Source organism: Thauera mechernichensis (genome assembly GCF_029588855.1).
GTDB classification, from domain to species: domain Bacteria; phylum Pseudomonadota; class Gammaproteobacteria; order Burkholderiales; family Rhodocyclaceae; genus Thauera; species Thauera mechernichensis.
In genome coordinates this window covers 450,915-469,831 of record NZ_JARQZE010000003.1, presented here as the reverse complement: position 1 = coordinate 469,831, position 18,917 = coordinate 450,915, and the positions used below count along the sequence as shown (strand labels likewise).

General features: G+C 63.1%; 17 protein-coding genes and 1 pseudogene. 6 read left to right on the top strand and 12 right to left on the bottom strand.

Features of this window, described 5'->3' with window-relative positions; genetic code table 11:
* Positions 1-75: 75 nt before the first annotated feature.
* From P7F68_RS07035 to P7F68_RS06985, 12 genes and pseudogenes are all read right to left on the bottom strand, one after another.
* Entirely contained in the window at positions 76-1,065 is a 990-nt protein-coding gene (locus tag P7F68_RS07035; RefSeq protein ID WP_277831825.1) for a hypothetical protein, read from the bottom strand.
* A 230-nt stretch (positions 1,066-1,295) separates the two neighbouring features.
* The gene (locus P7F68_RS07030; RefSeq protein WP_277831823.1) at positions 1,296-2,213 is read right to left on the bottom strand and encodes a hypothetical protein; all 918 of its coding nucleotides are present in this window, start codon (positions 2,211-2,213) and stop codon (positions 1,296-1,298) included.
* The gene (locus P7F68_RS07025) at positions 2,210-4,159 is read right to left on the bottom strand and encodes an ORC-CDC6 family AAA ATPase (protein ID WP_277831821.1); all 1,950 of its coding nucleotides are present in this window, start codon (positions 4,157-4,159) and stop codon (positions 2,210-2,212) included. The genes P7F68_RS07030 and P7F68_RS07025 overlap by 4 nt, the downstream gene beginning before the upstream one ends.
* Positions 4,156-5,394, bottom strand: coding sequence for a metallophosphoesterase family protein (locus P7F68_RS07020; RefSeq protein ID WP_277831819.1), 1,239 nt, complete (start codon positions 5,392-5,394; stop codon positions 4,156-4,158). The genes P7F68_RS07025 and P7F68_RS07020 overlap by 4 nt, the downstream gene beginning before the upstream one ends.
* Before the next feature lie 22 nt (positions 5,395-5,416).
* Positions 5,417-6,229: a DNA adenine methylase gene (locus P7F68_RS07015; RefSeq protein WP_277831817.1), complete on the bottom strand. Its 813-nt coding sequence runs from the start codon at positions 6,227-6,229 to the stop codon at positions 5,417-5,419.
* Between the two features lie 300 nt (positions 6,230-6,529).
* A complete protein-coding gene (locus P7F68_RS07010) occupies positions 6,530-6,838 on the bottom strand; it encodes a hypothetical protein (protein ID WP_277831815.1) in 309 nt (102 codons plus the stop codon).
* A 51-nt stretch (positions 6,839-6,889) separates the two neighbouring features.
* Positions 6,890-6,994 (bottom strand): annotated as a pseudogene (locus tag P7F68_RS19960) (PIN domain-containing protein); the annotation flags it as partial.
* A 15-nt stretch (positions 6,995-7,009) separates the two neighbouring features.
* Positions 7,010-7,192 carry a hypothetical protein gene (locus P7F68_RS07005; RefSeq protein WP_277831813.1) on the bottom strand — a complete coding sequence of 61 codons (183 nt, stop codon included), beginning with the start codon at positions 7,190-7,192 and terminating at the stop codon, positions 7,010-7,012.
* Positions 7,193-7,213: 21 nt separating this feature from the next.
* Positions 7,214-7,498 (bottom strand): hypothetical protein, encoded by a 285-nt coding sequence (locus tag P7F68_RS07000; protein WP_002944134.1) that lies wholly within the window; start codon positions 7,496-7,498, stop codon positions 7,214-7,216.
* Between the two features lie 77 nt (positions 7,499-7,575).
* Complete coding sequence (locus P7F68_RS06995; RefSeq protein WP_277831810.1) at positions 7,576-11,157, bottom strand: bifunctional diguanylate cyclase/phosphodiesterase; 3,582 nt, start codon at positions 11,155-11,157, stop codon at positions 7,576-7,578.
* 132 nt (positions 11,158-11,289) lie between these two features.
* Entirely contained in the window at positions 11,290-12,609 is a 1,320-nt protein-coding gene (locus tag P7F68_RS06990) for a ferredoxin reductase family protein (RefSeq protein WP_277831808.1), read from the bottom strand.
* Between the two features lie 71 nt (positions 12,610-12,680).
* Positions 12,681-12,989, bottom strand: a complete 309-nt coding sequence (locus tag P7F68_RS06985; protein WP_002944126.1) for a PepSY domain-containing protein — start codon at positions 12,987-12,989, stop codon at positions 12,681-12,683.
* A gap of 344 nt (positions 12,990-13,333) precedes the next feature.
* Between P7F68_RS06985 and P7F68_RS06980 the strand changes: the two genes are divergently transcribed.
* The 6 genes from P7F68_RS06980 (at position 13,334) to P7F68_RS06955 (ending at position 18,907) form a co-directional block, all read left to right on the top strand.
* A complete protein-coding gene (locus tag P7F68_RS06980; RefSeq protein WP_277831804.1) occupies positions 13,334-14,431 on the top strand; it encodes a metal-dependent hydrolase in 1,098 nt (365 codons plus the stop codon).
* On the top strand, positions 14,428-14,994 hold the full coding sequence (locus P7F68_RS06975) for a redoxin family protein (protein WP_277831802.1): 567 nt from the start codon (positions 14,428-14,430) through the stop codon (positions 14,992-14,994). Before P7F68_RS06980 ends, P7F68_RS06975 begins: the two co-directional genes overlap by 4 nt.
* A 10-nt stretch (positions 14,995-15,004) precedes the next feature.
* Entirely contained in the window at positions 15,005-15,889 is an 885-nt protein-coding gene (locus P7F68_RS06970) for an alpha/beta hydrolase (protein WP_277831800.1), read from the top strand.
* 134 nt (positions 15,890-16,023) lie between these two features.
* Positions 16,024-17,055, top strand: a complete 1,032-nt coding sequence (locus P7F68_RS06965; protein WP_270068674.1) for a DctP family TRAP transporter solute-binding subunit — start codon at positions 16,024-16,026, stop codon at positions 17,053-17,055.
* Positions 17,056-17,141: 86 nt separating this feature from the next.
* The gene (locus tag P7F68_RS06960; protein WP_270068673.1) at positions 17,142-17,627 is read left to right on the top strand and encodes a TRAP transporter small permease; all 486 of its coding nucleotides are present in this window, start codon (positions 17,142-17,144) and stop codon (positions 17,625-17,627) included.
* Positions 17,624-18,907: a TRAP transporter large permease gene (locus P7F68_RS06955; RefSeq protein ID WP_270068672.1), complete on the top strand. Its 1,284-nt coding sequence runs from the start codon at positions 17,624-17,626 to the stop codon at positions 18,905-18,907. The genes P7F68_RS06960 and P7F68_RS06955 overlap by 4 nt, the downstream gene beginning before the upstream one ends.
* Positions 18,908-18,917 lie beyond the last annotated feature (10 nt).

The window sequence follows — 18,917 nt, the reverse complement described above, 5'->3', positions numbered from 1 at the left end:
GAAGTAGTGGAACATCGAGGACTGGGGGTCGAGTTGGCCGCGCATCGTTGCAGGACAAGGAGTCTGGAGATACGGCTATGACAGGAAGCTTTTCGGATCGTTCACAGCCTTTTGCATCACGCTGCTAGCGGTCTCCTCAGACGCCGCTAAAAACTGATCTTGCGAATTGGCGAGTTCGTTTGCCTGACAGGTCACAAAGCCGTGGATTGCAGTATTTCGTGCTTGCCGCCAAACATCAACGTCTTTGAACAACCTCTTAGTTGCAGGCGAGAGTTGTTCACCGCGCCGAAGCACGGCCTGGACTAGAGAGTGAAGCGACACCTCTTTCGGGAGACGCTGCTTTGCGCGCAGATAGTTCGTCAAGCAATTGCTAATCAAGCACTCTTGAAGGGTTATGGCCTCGAGGAAAAAACCAGATGCCATCGCTTGGCGAACTCTTTCCTGAGCGTTCGCCTCTGCCTCGCGGCGGCGCTGGATGGATTCGTGAGCATCATCGAAACTCGTTTTACTCGTCAGCGAATGATGCAAGGCTTCGAACATCGATGGACAGCCTGAACCCTCAGCGATCCGCAAATCCATTCTTTTCAAGAAATCAAAGAACTGGTTATGGTAACGGTTGATGTAGGTGAATACATAGGTCCATTCGTCATCGACCCAAGCAAAGTACTTGGCCGGCTCAGCGGATTCTGCAACCCCCATAAGGCGATAGCCGATGTCGTAAATCCAATCGTGACCGACTTCGAGTAGCGCGCTACAGTGGATGTAAGTTCTTACTTTATCTGGATAAATTCCAGCCGCCTCTGGCGTCCAGTCGACTAGACGCTGCCGCTGAACGTAGCGATCGAAGTCTTTCTCGTCGAAGGCCGATTCGATGTGAACCAAGAGCAAATCATAGACGTCACGCGGTTGTGGAGACTTAGAAGGTATGCCATCGTATTCAAAGCAGCCCCACAGGTAGAAGCAGAAGGCCTCTAGGTCAAGTCGTCCGTGATCATTGATGAATTCGTAGCTGGAAATGAAATTCAGGAAGGCTTGGGCATCCTCGTGGCTACCGTCAATGCTCATTATTTCCCCGTTGTACTATGAATTAATCAGAAATTGAACATCAGCTCAGGCCGAAGGCCGGTCATCGGCCATTGCCGACGTTCAAACTGCCGGCTGCTTTAGCATGTATAGCAGTCGAAAAACATAACTACGAAAGTCGAGGCGAATAATCCTGCCAGGAATCGGCTTGACGGTTCCGTTGTGGATCTCGGTGATTCCTATAATCTCGTAACGACGTTCCAAACGTATTTTCACTCCCTTTCAATCGGCCCAAGTTCAACGCGAAACGCTGGAGTGTGAGCAGACGCTACATGTGGCACATCTGGTAAGTCGCTATCACCAGTGACATGCCACACTCCTGCCTCGCGATATACGGACGCCACGAGTAAGCAAAGAGCAAAGAAGATCTTCGGCCCGAAGGGAAGTAACACGGGATTCATCTTTGATGCGATCTGGGAAACCTTGCTTGCCAAGAGCCCAAAGGTTTCGGTAGGCCGTTCTACGTGATACGTTGCAGCGAGGTCACGTCGAAGCGCACGTGCGAGCAATACGTCGTTATTAGCTTCGACTGTTGATTGGTAATCCAAGATTGATGATTGCGGGACAAACACCCAAGTCTCACTAGCGTCGAAGTACTCGCATGCACCGCTGGCCTTGTCGCGCTCATAACCGAGACCTACGACTAACGACGTGCTCGCTGTGGCATTCGTAGGCCACCCGGCAAACCAATCGTTGATAGGGCAAATATCTTCGTTCGGCGGCAGCTGTCCTGGCGGGGGCGTGTACTCTGCGAGAACATAGAGAACGTCCAATCGCACCATCTTTCGATCGCCGGCTTCCAAGATCGCTTGGAAGACTGCGGCCATTGTCGGTCGTGGCATGCACGAAATGTCTATTGCGATTCGCGGTTTGCCTTCAAAATTCGCAATCCACGTGCCCAAGGCCGATGGCAGGAACTCAATACCAACTTCGATCGCGGTGCAGGAGTCGGGCTTCCTGAGGTCTTTGACATTGTTCTCCACCTGTCCGATTTCCCACCGCTGCGCAGCGCTTGTCCCCACCGTAGAGAGCATGTACAGGCCGCGGGGGTCGAGTGTGTGACCATAGATAAATAGATCAGCACTACGGGCGTCGTCAGACGCGATATCGAGCATCTGCAGGACGGTCATAGCAAGCGTCCCTGTATAGGAAGGTTCTTGTTCTCAGCCGACTCCTTTAGCACGTGCTGGGAACTATCGCCCCGAATATCCGACTCCGGTAGCAATTCACCTGCCCTCAAGGCGGAACTGAGGCTACGCTCTTTGAGGTACAAGAGAGGCAGCCTGAACTCCGGTGCCAGCCGGTAGGTCAGCCTGACGCGCGAGCCCACGAGCGTTTGCGCGCTTTCGGGGCTTGCAAGGGGCGCTACGCCGCCACGTCGCATAATGACTAGAGCGCCCAGATCGATGGCGATTCGGATGTAATCCCCGAATTGGTCGATTGCCGCCTGATCAATGACAAACGACATGCGGGGATCTGTCTTGAACGGGCCATCGAACAGCTGCGAGGAGATCGACGTACCAAGTGCTTTGACGAAATCATAAGGCGTCCAGCGTCGACCAGGAAAACTGAACTTTGTGGGGTAAACAGTGAGCTTCGCGACCATCTGCTGAACGAAGTCCCGAACCGCATTTGACTGCACAGACTGCGCCGCAAACTCCAAACCCGTCGACCGATGTTCGGCGACGAGCAGCTCTGCGAGAGTGATCACCCAACGAGGGTTGCCTTCAGTTAGATCGATTAGATTGGGAAACCCAGTGTAAGCATGTAGGTTGCGTGCGCCACCTCGTTTGCGAGCGCCAGCAGCGAAAGTATAGCTTTTCAGTTCTTGAGCTCTGTGCAGGGCCAGTTGGGTAATCTTGCGCACCAACGTCCCTTCGGGGCTGCCATCTCGATCAGCTGGATTAATTGGATCAATTCTCTTCTCGTCAAGCAGTTGTTTAAATGACTCGTCATTTTCGTAAAGGCTTTGGAACGCACCAGCCCGCAAACGCTGGAATTGAGCGGTATCCGGTGCGCTAGCCTCCACATCATCTTGCTCGTCTTCGTCGCTCGACCGTGCCCAACTCGAGCCAAGCGTCTGCGTCAAATCGGCGTCTGTGATGAGCTCTCCTAGCATCTTGGACAGGCTCGAAGCGAACAGGCGGCTAGCGAAATCGCGGGCATCGTTCTTACGCTCGTACCAGAGCCTGATTGGCCGATAGTCCTCAAAGTGGCTGGAGGAGCCGGGCTGGTCGTGTGGGATTAGATCTGACCCTGTGGGGCTCAACGCGAGCTTGAACCGAAGTTTATTGGAGGTCGAACGGAGCGCATTGACTATGGTCTGAAGCAACGCAGGCGGCACGATCTCCAACTCGTCCAGCAGGATCGCCCAGATTTGATCTGGGCGGCTCAGCACATCGTTGACGCTTTCGACAGCGGTAACTAGGTTGTCGAGCCACGTGCTGCTGATGTACTCCCGTTCAGCCTGGACCTCAAGCAAAGGCCGCCCTTGGGCAAGCTGGACCGCCGCTGCACTTAGCTCGTGCTGACGCTTGCGCAACGCTAATCGGATGCCGTTGAAGGATTTGAGGGGGACATCCAGCGACCAAACATATGAAAGCGCTTCGACGATTTGAGCCTCGGCCTTTCTATCTAGCGGAAAGAAAAGAGCGGGATGGGCATCACCAAACCGGGCATGCAAAACCGCACACGACTGGATGGTTTCCACCAGCGCGAGATTGAGCGCCACAGAAAAGACAGCATGCAGCAGTGCGTCCTTCGCGACGGGATCCGACAGCCGATCTGTTCGAACGGTTAGCTGCTTAGCCCAGCGCACGTCGGCAGGGACGAACACGCCAATGAAGGCGATATCCTTACCAGGCGTCGACTCTCGAAATAGAGAAAATGCTTCTGGCGTCAGCATGCGCAGCAGCGTGGTCTTTCCGCTTCCACGCGGACCTTCGAGGATATTGTTCACCTTGCTCAGCAGCCCTTCAAAGATCGGCGGAGCAAGGAAGCTCGACGCGACTTGATCAGGAGCCAAGTCGCGGGCGTTAAAGACATCTCCACTGGATGTCTCTGTGGCGATGGTCATACCCCAACCTCCTGCGGGAACCAGTCTTCATCGTCCCATGTGGTCTTTATGCCCATTTGCGACATCATCGACCTCATAAATTTGACTTGATCTGGCGGCAGGTACTTCAGCTCCGGGTGTTTCGCGACAGCCTCATCCCAATTCAAAAAAGGTCCGTGATCCCTCAGCGTTTGTGAGAGTGCATTAAGCACCTGCTTACGCTGAATGGTTGGAACTTGATACCCACAGCGATCGGGAAAGCCATCAGAGAGCTTACGCGCAGGCTCCCAGCTTGTTCCGGTCCAGTGCCAAGCACGGATGTGACATTTAGCGGTTGGTTCAATTGAGTGATCACAGACCTCAAGGTGAAGAATGTAAAACTGTTGTCGCGTTCTCGTTGCCAATACGCCATCGAGGTTGGCACCAAAGCTTGCTGCGGCGAAGACAGTCGGTGGATTATTGGAACCATGCGCTTGCATGAGTCGTCCCTCATGCTTGTGACCATGGATGATAAGCCACGCGACATTTGTATCATCCAAGAGTCGGATCAGCTGCGAGCCGTTCTGCATCTGTATGCTTTCCTCTGGGGCGTCTCCGGCCTCGTGAGGGATCGGGTGATGATGCAACATGGCGACGAAAATACGATTCTTGTCTGAAGCAATGTATTGATTGAGCTCGGCCCTCAATAGTTCAAGCGCGATGTCGCTGATCCGCCCCCGTTCAAACTCATTCGGGCGAGTGGTCGGGTGAAAATGGCTGGAGTTGATGATGAGAAATAGGATATGTTGCTCTTCCACAATCTGGTAGCCGCGACCCCAGTACACCCATCGACCGTTGTCGTCAAGACAAGTGCAAGGATAGTCTGCGTGCCTATGAATTGCGGCAAGTGGGTCGAGCGCTTGAATGCTAAGGCCGACAACATCGTCCTTCTTATCTGCACGCGAGTGGACTTCGTGGTTTCCCGTTGTGGCGAGCAGATGCCGCGCGCCTAGTGCCGCCTGAAGTGTCTTCAGCTGTGTCCAGCCCGCCTCGAAGCCTGCGGCAGATGCCTGATTGGTCACATCGCCTGGGCATATAAGGTAGTCAGCGGCAAATTCGTGCGCACCGCTGGACTTATCCTTCGTGATCCGTGTCAGAAGTCCCTGCATAGGGTCGTTGGCAGGATTTGAATTGGCTACTGCGGGAAGAGAGACGCCGCCATTGGACGGCTCGATATAGTGAAGGTCTGATGCGATTGCAAGCCGAATCGAAGTCATCGAGCGTTTACGTCCTCGTGGGTCAGGTACCGTAGTTTCTCAAAATGAGCTCGGACACCGAGCCACGTGCACTGGCGAAGCCGGCTACGTTGCGTGCGACTTCCAAGGTGCTGGCGTTCCAGTCTGGAAAGCGGCTTCGGATATCGGGCAGGTCAGCATATGACAAAAGGATTTTTACGCCACGTGCACTTGCGCCGTGCAAGGCCTCGGCGAGGCGGTCAAGATCCTTTTCCTTGAAAGCTCCGACGCCATACTCTCCACGGTCACGCACTCCTCTACCTGCATACGGCGGATCAAGGTAGATGAAATCGTCTCGCTCCGCGGCTGCAACCAACTCTTGGAAATCACATTGACGTACGGTTGCACGACGCATCAGCCGCCCAAACTCGATCAGTTCTTGAACAGGAGGGATGCTGCCCATATGTTTTCCACGAGCAACGTTGAACTGACCTTGGCGGTTGGTTCGATAGACTCCATTGAAGCAAAACCGATTCAGATACAAGAAACGGACTGCTCTATCCTGCGCCCCTAAGGTGCGTGGATCGTAGCTCCGAAGTTCGTAGTAGGTCGCCTCGTCGTTGTTAAGCTCATGAGCTGCGGTGGCGATCGCCTTAGGACGCCACGCGATCATGCGATAGAAATTCACCAGTTCTTCATTGATGTCACCGACCAGTGCCGAGTTGGGCTTGAGCGCAACATACAAAGACAGTGAGCCGCAGAACGGCTCGACATATCGCGTGAACTCTTGAGGCGCTAGTCGCTTCAGCGTTAGCAGGAGCTTGCGCTTGCTCCCTGCCCAACGCAGGGGTGATCGAGAAACCTCCAATGTAGTCATAGGTGGCGCCTAAGTGACATTACCGTCTTATGCATTGCCATCATTATCTTTGGATCACTGGGCGTTTGCGAGCGATTCTTGCAAGCTAGGCTCTCCTCATAACAGGTGTGGTCCCGACCGATGTGGATCAAAGACGGCAGAGTCAATTGACTTCTGGAGAGCAGGCAACTGCGGCTTTGCGTCGGTAGCTGTCGGAGCGCTTCCGCCACCTGATCGTCAGGTCCGGCCGATATCCCGCCGTACCCGATCCAGCCTTACCCGGCAGGGCTCTTCCGCGTGCATTACCACGGCCGGGCCTCTTCACTCCTGCGTCGGAATCGCATAGGCCAGGCGCTGCCCGGAGGCCTTTACCATACCCCGCCGCATCAGTTCCGAGCACACCTTCTCCACGGTCGAGCGTGGTAGATCTTTCCCGAGCTTGGCCTGGATCGTGCTGTGCAGTGTGCTGAGCTTGGCCGGCCGTGCTCGCTTCATGGCGACCAGCTGCGCGATTGCCACGGTGCAGAGTGCGTCGACCGTGCTGGGGGCGGTCACCTCGGGTTGGCTGGCCGGCAAGCTCTTGGGTGCAGGTGCAGGTGCAGGGGTGGAGCCGGCGCGAAAGCATGGCATTTGCTCGATCGATGTCGAGCGTGCGGAGAATACCTTGCGGGCCTTCAGGTGCTGGATGAGCGGGTCGAAGCCTGTGTCTTTCGAGATGATGTGGAAGAAGCCGCTCGGGTCTTCGGTGGCGAGCCGTCCGAGGTGGAATGCGATATGGAAGTCCAGTGCGTTCGCACCCGGTTATTCCAGCATCACGTACTCGCCGCGCGCGCCGAATTTTTGCATGGCGATGACGAGTTCGACGGGTAGCTTCGTGTTCTTGGGGCCCAGGAAGACGATGACGCGATAGTGTTCGCCATCGAGTAGGTCGAGTGACTTGACGTGAACGTTCTCGAAATCGATCAGGACGTGGTTGGTGCGCAAGGTGGTGTGCCCGAGTGGCGGTCAGGGTGTGGCGCTGCGCATCTGCAGTGTTGCTCGGCAGCGTGGGAAGGGGGTGCAGCCCCGGAAGCGCCCGCGCTTGCTGTCGCGTGCCGCCATCTTTACGCTGCCGTCCGCAATCAGCGGGCTGGTTTCGGCCCGGATGCCTTTGACGCGATAGAACGTGCGGCACAGATCCTCGAAGCGCTTCCATTCGATGAGGTCGACGAGTTCGCGCGAAAAGTCGGACGTGGTAGCGATCTCGAACAGGCCCGGATCGCGGCGGGATCTGCGGTAACGGCGGGACATGGGCCGATTATGCGTCCACCGAACCCATGCGGCATGGCCGATGCGATGACGTCCGAGAACTATGTCGCGCTCGCAGCTCAGCCCAACAGGTTCAGTTGCTCAACCAGACGGTCGTGCAGGGCGTTCAACTCGCCGATGCGTGCGCGCACCTCGTCGGTGCGGCCCTCGCGCTTCAAGGCGACCAGTGCTTCAGCCAGGCGGTGGATGTCGCGTTGCAGGGCATCCACCGCCTGGCCGGCATCTTTCGTACCCGGCGTGGCCGCGGTGGCCTTGTCGGGCAGGTGGCCGAAGCGGTACTGCTGGGTGTCTGGCGGTGCGGGGCGGTCGCCGTCGCCCGACAGGTAATCGACGAGCGCGGCCATCCATGCGCGCTGTTCCACGGCGGCGAAGAGTACCGGCAGGCGATCCTGGCTGATGGGGGCGGCGGCTTGCCAGCTGGGCGGGGTTTTCCAGGAGCCCATCCAGCGCTTGAGCTCCTGCGCGGGCATCGGACGGGCGATCGCGTAGCCCTGGCCCCATTCGCAGCCCATGCGCAGCAGCATTTCGCCGTGTGGCAGCGTCTCCACCCCTTCGGCGATGGTCTGGCGGCGGAACGCCCTGGCCAGGCCGAGCACGCCTTCGAGAATGGCCAGGTCTTCCGGGTCGTTGAGCATGTCGCGCACGAAGCTCCGGTCGATCTTGAGCAGGCCGGCGGGCAGTTGCTTCAGGTAGCTCAGCGACGAATAGCCGGTGCCGAAGTCGTCTAGGGCGAAGCCGACGCCCATGTCGTGGCAGGCCTCCATCACCTGCGATACCACGGCGATGTCTTCCAGCGCGCTGGTTTCCAGGATCTCCAGTTCCAGCTCGCCGGGCTGCACGCCGGGGTGGCGGGCCATCAGCGCGCGCAGGCGAGAGACGAAGTCGGCTTGCTGCAGCTGCAGGGCGCCGACATTGACGCTGACCGGGACGGACAGCCCGTCCGTGCGCCAGGCTTCGATCTGCTGCAATGCGGTGTCGATCACCCATTCGCCCACGTCGATGGCAAGCGGATGGCCCTCGATGACGGGCAGGAACGCGGCCGGTGGCAGCAGGCCGCGCTGCGGGTGCTGCCAGCGGATCAGGGCTTCGGCCCCGACCAGCGCGCCCGTGCGCATGTTGACCTTGGGCTGGTAGTGGAGGACGAACTGCCGCTGCGCCAGCGCTTGGCGGATGTGCTCCAGGCTCTCGTGCAGGCCCCGTACGTTGCGGTCCTGTTCGGCGTCGAAGATGTGGTAGCGGTTCTTGCCCGCCTGCTTGGCCTGGTACATCGCCTGGTCGGCCTGGCGCAGCAGCTGGTCGGCGTCGATCTCCTCGCTTTGCGGGAAGAAGGTCACGCCCAGGCTGGCGGAGACGTGCAGCATGGTGTCGCCGTGGGCCACCGGCTGCGCGGCGGCGTCGAGCAGCCGGGTGAGCATCGGCACGCTGGCCTCGTGGTCGGGCAGGTCGACGAAGACGGCGACGAACTCGTCGCCGCCGATGCGCGACAGCGTGTCGCCGTTGCGCAGCACCTGTGCCAGGCGCTTTGCCAGGGTTGCGAGCAGGTGGTCGCCGACTTCATGGCCATGGTTGTCGTTGATCGACTTGAACCCGTCCAGGTCCAGATAGGCGACGGCCACGCGCTTATTGCGCCGCGGGGCCTGGTTCATGGCCTGCCTCAGGCGGTCGGCCAGCAACAGCCGGTTGGGCAGGCCGGTGAGCCCGTCGTAGTGGGCGATGTGCTCGAGCTCGTTCTGGTATTCCTTGAGTGCGGTGATGTCGGACAGCAGCGAGATGAAGTGCTTGATCTCGCCACGCTCGTCGCGCACGGCACTGATGGTCAGCATCTCGGCATACACCCGGCCATCCTTGCGCCGGTTCCAGACCTCGCCCGACCAGCTGCCCTTGGTGTTCAGCTCCTGCCACATGGCGGCGTAGAAGGCCTGGTCCTGCTTGCCCGAGCTGAGGATGCGCGGGTTCTGGCCGAGCACGTCCTCGCGCTGGTAGCCGGTGATGTCGGTGAAGGCGGGGTTGACCTCGAGGATGTTGGCATCGCGGTCGGTGATCACGATGCCTTCGCGGGCGTGCGTGAAGACGTTGGCCGCGAGGCGCATCGATTCCTCGGCCTTGCGGCGTTCGGTGATGTCGCGCACATGGGCTTGCAGCATCGTATGGCCACCCAGCTCGAAGCGCGACAGCAGCACCGAGGTGAGGAAGGTCACTCCGTTCAGGCGCCGGTGCTCCCACTCGAACAGGAGCGAGCCCTCGGCCAGGGCGGTCTCCATCATCTCCCTCGCCTTGGCGGCCGACGGGCTGCCGTCCGGCTGCAGTGCGGGCGAGTAATCCCAGGGTGTCCGCGAGATGAAGTCGGCTTCGTCGTCGGCGCCGAACAGCGCGATCGCCGCGCGATTGCAGGTGGCGAACCGCCATGAAGGGGGCGCCAGCGTCATGATGGCGTCGCGCGAGGTCTCGAACAGCACGCGGTGCTTCTCTTCGCTTGCCCGCAGCGCAGCCTCCACCCGCATGCGTTCGACGATGTCCTGCTTGAGCGCCTCTTCATTGCGCCTGACCGACTCGATCAGGCGGTTGAAGCTGACGATGAGCTGGCCGACCTCGTCGTCGTGGAGCACGGCCAAGGGCTGCAGCGCTGCGCCCTGGGGCTGTGCCATGCCGGACAAGGCCTGCGTTGCCGACACCATGGGTGCGAACTGGCGCCGCAACATGTGGCGCACGAGCAGCCACGCCACGAGGCCGGCGAGCACGCTGAACAGCGCGGCAACGCCCATCACGCGCCGCTGCGTGGCGTGGATGGGCGCGAGGGCTTCGGCAGTGGGCAGGGTGCCGACGAGGAACCAGTCGGCAGCAGGGATCCGCTTGGCGGCCGCGATCTCCTCCACGCCACGCGAGCTGACCGCAACGCCATAGCCCTCGTAGCCGGCAACGAAGCGGTCGTGGTTCCGATTGACACCAAGTGGCGGCATCGGCGCCATGATCCGCGACTTGTCGGTGCCGGTGACGATCAGGCCGTGCTGGGGCGCGATGAGCAGGTAGCCGCCGCTCTGGCCGAGGCGGCTGTTGGTCATGCTGTCGAAGAAGCTCGGTTCGCCGAGGTTGATGGCGCCGACCACGGCGCCGACGATTGCGCCCGTACCGTCTCGAATCGGGGCTGCCAGCCCCAGGACCGGCGCGTTCAATACCCTGCCGAGGATGGGGCGCCCGATGCTGGTCCTGCCGTCGCGCAAGGCGGTGACCATGTAGTCGCGGTCGGCGTAATTGGCGCCGATGCGCTCGGGTGAGTAAGGCATGCTGGCGGCCGTGTTGGCCGCCGCATCGTTGACGCGTATCCCGCCGTTGAACAGGGCGAGCAGGTCGGTGCGCGTGGCGATGTATTTCTGCAGCCCGGCCGCATCGCTCATGAGCGCCACCGGGACTTCGCCCGCGAAGCGGTCCAGCGCCTGCAGGCGTGTCCTGAGCTCATTGTCGAGCTGCCCGGCGACCGTGGAGACGGCCGAGAACTGCTGCGTGCCGAGCAGCGCGAGCATGTCGCGCTGCAGGCGTTGCGTGGCGTAAAAGGCGATCGACCACACGCCGACCAGGAAGACCGCCAGCGTCAGCAACGAAATGCGGCTTTTCAGCGAGAGCTGAAAAAGCTTGCCGAGCGGCATGGGATCAGTCCTGACATGAAGCACGCCATATTGTCCGTGGTCCGGGGAGGTGTGGCGCAAGCTTACCCGATGTGTAAACCCGGATATCAGGTCAGGAGATGAAGACGTGCACTTTGCCGCGCCTGGCTGCCTTTACCGCATCTCGAACGCCTCGCGGCGGAAGCGCAGCCGTCGTCCCCACAGCCGTGCGAGCCCGGCCTTGAGCTGGTCGCCGAAGCCGCGCGGACCGCAGAACCAGACTTCCGCGCGCTGGCCGGTGGTGGCCGTAGCGGCGAGGCGTTCGGGCGTCAGGTCGTCGCCGGCGGCGCGGTCGTGGATGTGCAGGCGCACGCTCGGCAACTCGGCGCACAGGCTGCGCAGGCGTTCCACGAAGGGGTCTTGCGCGGCTCTGCGGGTGCTGTAGTGCAGCTCCACCGGCGGGGCAGCGGCGGGGGCGGCGCGCAACGCATCGAGCCAGGCCAGGAAGGGGGTGACGCCGATGCCGCCCGCGATCCAGATCTGGCGCGTAGTGTGGTCCTGGCGGCCGAGCACGAAGCGGCCATAGGGGCCTTCCACCGTGACTGCCTGGCCGACAGCTACGCGGCTGGCGAGCTGGCGGGTGTAGTCGCCCAGGGCCTTGATCTGGAAAGTGAGGCTGCGGTTGCCGTGGTCGGCGCTGGCGATGGTGAAAGGATGTGCCCCTTCGAAGCGTTCGAAGCCGATGAAGGCGAACTGCCCGGCCTGGTGTCCTGGCCAGGCATCGTCCAGCCGACAGACGATCTCGGTGACGTCGGGGGCGGGCGAGGACACCGCAGTGACCACGCCCTGCACCTTGCGATGGCGGCCGATCCGACCCGTCAGCGCGATCAGCGAGGCCACCGTTCCGCCGGCCAGCAAGAGCGCGAGCAGTACGCCAACCGGCTGCGTCCAGTAGGAGGGTGGGGCCAGCACTGTGGCATGGAAGGCGAGCAGCAGGTAGAACACCGGCATCGCACGGTGCAGGTGGCGCCAGAACTTGTAGGGGAAGCGCTTCCACAGGCTGAGCACGACCATCGCCAGTACCAGGTAGATGGCGAATTCGCCGACTTCCTCGCCGGCGTCACGAAGCAGCTCGTAGAGGCCGCCGAACTCGTCGTGCGCCGGCCGCCCGGTGCGGCCGTAGATCGACTTGATGACGTCGTCCGACATTTCGACCAACCAGTGCAGCGCGGCGAATACCGCGGCGAGGATGCCGGCCCATTTGTGCAGGCGGAAGATGCGGTCCATGCCGCCGAGCGGGCGTTCGAGCATGGTCGGGCGGGTGGCGAGCACCATCGCCAGCGACATCAGGCCGATGGCGAGCAGGCCGCTGAGGTAGAGGCCTTGTTCGCGGACGAGCCAGGGCAGGGAGGCGGTGCCGCCGTCGAGGGCGGCGACGTTGAGGCCCCATGCGAGGGCGAGGATGCCAATGAAGGCGGATAGGACGGGGATCATGGCGGGGCCTTCCAGGTGGCAGGAACCGGGAAAGGGGCGTTGGCCGTGCCGTCACCCCCTCGCGTAAGCGCTTACTTGTTGCGCTTGACCTCGGTCTTGAGGATCTCACCGGTGACCGGGTCGACATCCAGTTCGACGCGCTGGCCCTGGGGGTCGGTGGCCTTGACCTCGTACTTGTTCTTCTCGCGCTCGACCTCGCGGAAGTCGCTGTAGCCGGCGGCTTCGAGCTTGCTCAGTACATCCTGCACGCTGAGCCAGTTGGGCTGGGCCGTGGCAGCGGCTGGGGCCGAGCTCTGGGCGAACGCCGGGGCGATGGCGGCGCCCGCGCCGATGAGTCCGCCGCTGAGGGCGAGGGTGGCGATGAGGGTGGTGGCACGCATGATTGCATCTCCTTGCTTGGGTTGGCGGTCTCGTTTCGACCGTGATGCCATGCTGCGCGCCATGGGCTGAATCGATGCTGAAGGGGGTGTTCACCTTCCGTTAATGTCGAGCACGCTCGACCTTGGGGGGCGCGCCGTCGACGCCGCCAGGGCCTCGGCTGTGGCCGGCCATGCTTTGCCGGAGACGCAACTTCGCGTCGGTGAACGGTTCGAAACCAGGGAACTTGCTGATGTCGTGCCGATCGACAGACGCTTCAAGCCACAATGACGCGGACCCTGGCACGGCGTCAGCGTGCGTGTCGCTGCGCGTCGCGGAGCGATTTGACGGAAGATCTCAGGATTCGATGGATACCTTGACCCACGCCCTTTCGGGGGCCCTCATCGGCCGTGTGCTCGCGGGTCGGCGCATACCTGCCGGCACCCATTCGGGCGCTTCCCGCGCTGCGCAGCCGCCGGTGTGGCAGATGGTGGTCGCCGGCACGATCGCGGCGACCTTCCCCGATCTCGACTTCGTGCTCGGCTGGATCTCCGAGCTCACCTACCTGCGCGGGCACCGCGGCGTCACCCACTCGCTCATCCTGCTGCCCTTGTGGGGGCTGCTGATCGCGTGGTTGCTGGCACGCATCTGGTCGCGCGGCGGCCGCCCGGGGGCGGGCTGGCAGGGCTTCTACCCGGTGGTGTGCGCGGCGATCTTCGTACACATCCTGGGCGATCTCATCACCCAGTTCGGCACCATGATCCTGGCGCCGTTCTCCGACCATCGCTTCGGCTGGGGCACCACCTTCATCATCGACCTGCCCTTCACCGGCATCATCGTGGCCGGCCTGCTCGCCAGTGCGCTGTGGCGCAGCAGCCGGGTGCCGGCGACGGCGGCGCTGGTCCTGCTCGCCGCCTGGGTGGGCGTGCAGGCGACGGGGCGCGCCGAGGCGATCGACGCCGCGCGCGCCTACGCTTCGGCCAAGGGCATTGCCGTGGTCGAGGTGGATGCAGCGCCGCGCCCGGCGTCGCCGTTCAACTGGACGGCGATCGTGTTCGACGGCGAGCGCTATCACTACGCCCACATCAACACGCGGCGCAGCACGCCGTTGGTGGTGACGGAAGCCGACAACTTCATCCGCCGCTTCTCCGCACCCTACATGCCGGTGGCGATGGCGCAGTGGCAGGTGGCCGAGCGCTTCGGCAACGGTGACGGCCGCGAGCTGGCCGAGAAGGTGTGGCAGGCCGAGGATTTCGCCTTCTATCGCTGGTTCGCGATGTTCCCGGTGCTCGACCATGCCGAGCGCGATGCCGACGGGCAGGTGTGCGCCGCCTTCCGCGACCTGCGCTTCGTGACCCCGGGGCGCGGCCGCGAACCTTTCGTGTTTGGCCTGTGCGGCCGTGGCGGCGACTGGCGCCTGTTCGAGCGTGAGGGCGACGTGCGGCGCTGGATCGACGTACGATGACGGGCATGAATCCAGACCCTTCACGCGACGAGGCAGGTGCCGTGCCGGTCCGCAAGCGGCCGCGCTGGCGGCGCTGGGCGCTCGAGATCGCGATCTTCATCGGCCTCTTCCTGGCCATCCAGGCCTGGATGGCACGCGACGTGCCTGCCGGCCCGGCGCCCGACTTTGCCGCCTTGGCCGCCGATGGCCAGCCGCTGAGCCTGGCCGAGTGGCGCGCCGCGCATCCGGGCAGGGCGGTCGGGGTCTACTTCTGGGCCGACTGGTGTCCGATCTGCACCGCGCAGGAGGGCACGATCGATGCCGTTCAGGCTGACCATCCGGTGCTGTCGGTGGCGATGCAGTCGGGCGACGCGGCGGCCGTGGCCGCGGTGCTGGCCGGGCGCGGGCTCGACTGGCCGACCGCGATCGACGCCGATGGCCGCATCGCCCAGGCCTATGGCCTGCGTGGCGTGCCGGCCTTCGTCGTGGTGGATGCGGCGGGGGCGATCCGCTCCGTATCGCTCGGCTACAGCACGGGCTGGGGGCTGCGCGCCCGCCTGTGGTGGGCGGGGCTGAGTTCGTGAGGGCGACGTGATGGGCGCGCCGGGGCTGCTCACGGCTTTCACCGCAGGTGCGGCGGCGCTGGCCGGCGGCCGTGCGCTGGTGCATTGGGGTATCCGCAAGGGGCTGGCGGCGCCGCGGGTGGCGCACCACACCGACCCGGCGGCGCTCGGGCTCGACTTCGACGCGCCACGCATCGCCACCGCCAACGGCCGTACGCTGCACGCCTGGTTCATCCCCGCGCCGGGGGCGTCCGCTGCCGCGCCGGCACTGGTGGTGATGCACGGCTGGGGCGGCAACGCCGCGCTGATGCTGCCGCTGGCGCGCCCGCTGCACGAGGCCGGCTTCGCCACGCTGTTCGTCGATGCGCGCTGCCATGGCGCGAGCGACGACGACAGCTTCGCCTCACTGCCGCGCTTCGCCGAGGACGCCGAGCATGCCTTCGCCTGGCTGGCCACACGGGCCGGGGTCGATCCGCGCCGTATCGCGCTGTTCGGGCATTCGGTGGGGGCGGGCGCAGTGTTGCTGGCGGCCGCGCGCACGCCACAGGTGGCCGCCGTGGTCAGCGTCGCCGCGTTCTCGCATCCGGCGGCGATGATGCGGCGCTGGCTCGCCGTCAAGCGTATTCCGGAAAAGCCAGTGGGGCGCTACATCCTCGATTACGTACAGAAGACCATCGGCCACCGCTTCGACGACATCGCGCCGGTCGCGACCATCGGTCGCATCCGCCGCCCGGTGCTGCTGATCCATGGCGAGGATGACGAGGTGGTGCCGATTGCCGAGGCGCGGCAGATCTTCGCGGCGCGCGGCGATACCCCGGTCGAACTGCTGACGCTGGCCGGCGATCACGAGTCCTTTGCCGACCTGGAGCACAACATGGGGCGGCTGGTGGCCTTCCTGCGGGCGGTGCCGGGCTGAGTGTGCCGCCTGCGCGGCGGCAGTCGTGCTGGCCGGGAGCGGCCCTGGTTTGTAGAATCGGGCCTCCCCTTGCCTTCGGCCGCCGTAGCAGTGCGGCAGGGCCGAGTAAAACAAGTCCGACACGGAGACGACTCATGCACAAACGCCGCTTCAACGCCCTCATTGCCAGCCTCTTTGCCTCGGCTGCGCTCGGTTTCTCGATGCCGGCCACGGCCCAGCAGTACAAGGATGAGTACAAGCTCTCGACCGTGCTCGGCGAGGCTTTCCCGTGGGGGTGGGGTGCCAAGCGCTGGGCAGACCTCGTCGCCGAGAAGACCGAAGGCCGCATCAACGTCAAGGTGTACCCGGGCGCCGCCCTGGTGTCGGGCGACCAAACAAAGGAATTCACTGCGCTGCGCCAGGGCATCATCGACATGGCGGTAGGCTCGACGATCAACTGGTCGCCGCAGGTGCGCGAGCTCAACCTGTTTGCGCTGCCCTTCCTGATGCCCGACCACAAGGCGATCGACGCCCTGACCCAGGGCCGCGTTGGCCAGAAGATGTTCGAGATCCTCGCCGAGCGCGACGTGGTGCCGCTGGCGTGGGGCGAGAACGGCTTCCGCGAGGTATCGAACTCGAAGAAGCCGATCCGCACCCCGGACGATGTCAAGGGCATGAAGATGCGCGTGGTGGGGTCGCCGCTCTTCCTCGCCACCTTTAACGCGCTCGGTGCCAACCCGACGCAGATGAGCTGGGCTGACGCCCAGCCGGCGATGGCCACAGGCGCGGTCGACGGCCAGGAGAACCCGCTCGCCGTGTTCAACGCCGCCAAGCTGCACACCGTTGGCCAGAAGAACTTGACCCTGTGGGGCTACGTTGCCGACCCGCTGATCTTCGTGGTCAACAAGAACGTGTGGAATTCCTGGTCCGAGGCTGATCGCAAGGCGGTGCAGGAAGCCGCCGTGCAGGCTGCGGCCGAGGAACTCGCCCGTGCGCGCGCCGGCATTTCGGCCGAGGACGACTCCCTGCTGAAGGAGATCGAGGCCAACGGCGTCGAGGTTGTGCGTCTGTCCGATGCCGAGCGCGAAGCGTTCCGGGCTGCCACTGCCGGCGTCTATAAGGAGTGGGCCGAGCGCATCGGCGCCGACCTCGTCAAACAGGCCGAGGAAGACATCGCCAAGCGCTGACCGCCTTCTGCGCCATCATCCAGCCGGGCAGTGCCGCACATGGCCTGCCCGGCCTTGCTTTTTCTGCCTCCAGCCCGCTATCGCCGATGAATACCGAACTGCCGCCGAGCGAAGACTCACCGTCTGTCCCCTACACCATCGAACAGGTTCTGTCGGGGGTCGTCATGGGCATGATCGTGCTGATCACCTTCGGTAACGTGCTGGCGCGCTACTTCACCTCGAAGTCCTTCGCCGCCACGGAGGAGTTCTCGATCGCGCTCCTCATCGTGTTGTCCTTCCTCGGCTCGTCGGCGGCATTCGCCTTCGATCGCCACATCCGCGTCAGCTTCTTCGCCGACAAGCTGCCACGGCGCGCGCGCGCTGTGCTCGACTGGCTGTCCTTCGCGGTCACCGCCAGCCTGTTCGCCTTCATCGCCTTCTACGCCGGAAAGCTCACCTGGGACCAGTACCGCTTCGAAGAGACCTCGCCTGCGCTGGGCGTGCCGCAGTGGTGGTACACGGTGTGGATGCCGGTGCTGGCGCTCGCGCTGGTGCTGCGCCTGGTGGTCACCCGGCTGCGGAGGCCGTCATGACCGGCAGCGTTCTTATCGGCCTGTTCCTGCTGGCGCTCGTGGCGGGCATGCCGCTGGCCGTGGCGCTCGGCGTGGCCAGCGTTGCGGTGCTGGCGATGGCCGGCTTTGACCAGCTCGCGGTGCCGACCAACATCTATGCCGGTATTGCAAAGTATCCGCTGCTGGCGATCCCGATGTTCATCCTGGCAGGCATGATCTTCGAGCGCTCGGGCGTGGCGGTGCGTCTGGTGCGCTTCGTCACCGCCATGGTGGGCGAATGGACCGGCTCGCTCGCAGTGGTGGCGGTGCTGGTATCCATGCTGCTGGGCGGGATCTCGGGCTCGGGCCCGGCCGACGCAGCGGCGGTGGCGGCGGTGATGCTGCCGTCGATGGTGGCGCGCGGTTATCCCAAAGGCTTTTCCTCTGGACTGATCGCGGCCGCTGGCTCGACCGCGATCGTCATCCCGCCCTCGGTGGCCTTCATCGTCTACAGCGTGATGGTGCCGGCCGCCACCGTGCCGGCGCTGTTCGCTGCCGGGCTGTTCCCGGGCATGATTGCCGCGCTGTGTCTGCTCGTGCCGGCGATCATCATCAGCCGCCGCCATGGCTTCGGCCGCGACTACAAGGCCGAGCGCCCGCCGCTGGGCAAGAGCTTCATCGATGCGATCTGGGGTCTGCTGGCGCCGGTGATCATCCTAGGTGGTCTGCGCACCGGCCTGTTCACCCCGACCGAGGCCGCCGTCGTGGCGGTGGCCTACGGCATCTTCGTCGGTATGGTGGTGTATCGCAGCATCAGCTTCCGGGGTCTGTTCCGCATCCTGGTGGACGCGGCCGAGCTTTCTGCCGTGGTGCTGATGATCATCGGCATCGCCTCGGTGTTCGCCTGGGCGGGCAACACCCTGGGCATCTTCGACGCTGCGGCCAAGGCGCTGGTGGGCCTGCACTCGAGCGAGTGGCTGATGCTGCTTTCGATCAACCTTCTGCTGCTGGCGGCGGGGATGTTCCTCGATGCCATCTCGATCTTCCTGATCCTGCTGCCGCTGCTGGTGCCGATTGCAGTGGCGATGGGCTGGGACCTGGTGTGGTTCGGCGTGATGATGACGATCAACCTGGCCATCGGCCAGTTCACCCCGCCGATGGCGATCTCGCTGATGATCACCTCTCGCATCGCCGGCATCGGCATGGAGGAGACCTTCCGCTGGGTGATCTGGCTGGTGCTGGCGATGGGGGCCGGGTTGGCGCTGGTGATCGCCTTCCCGCAGATCGCGCTCTGGCTACCGGGTAGGCTCGGCTACCTCTGAGACTGCGCTT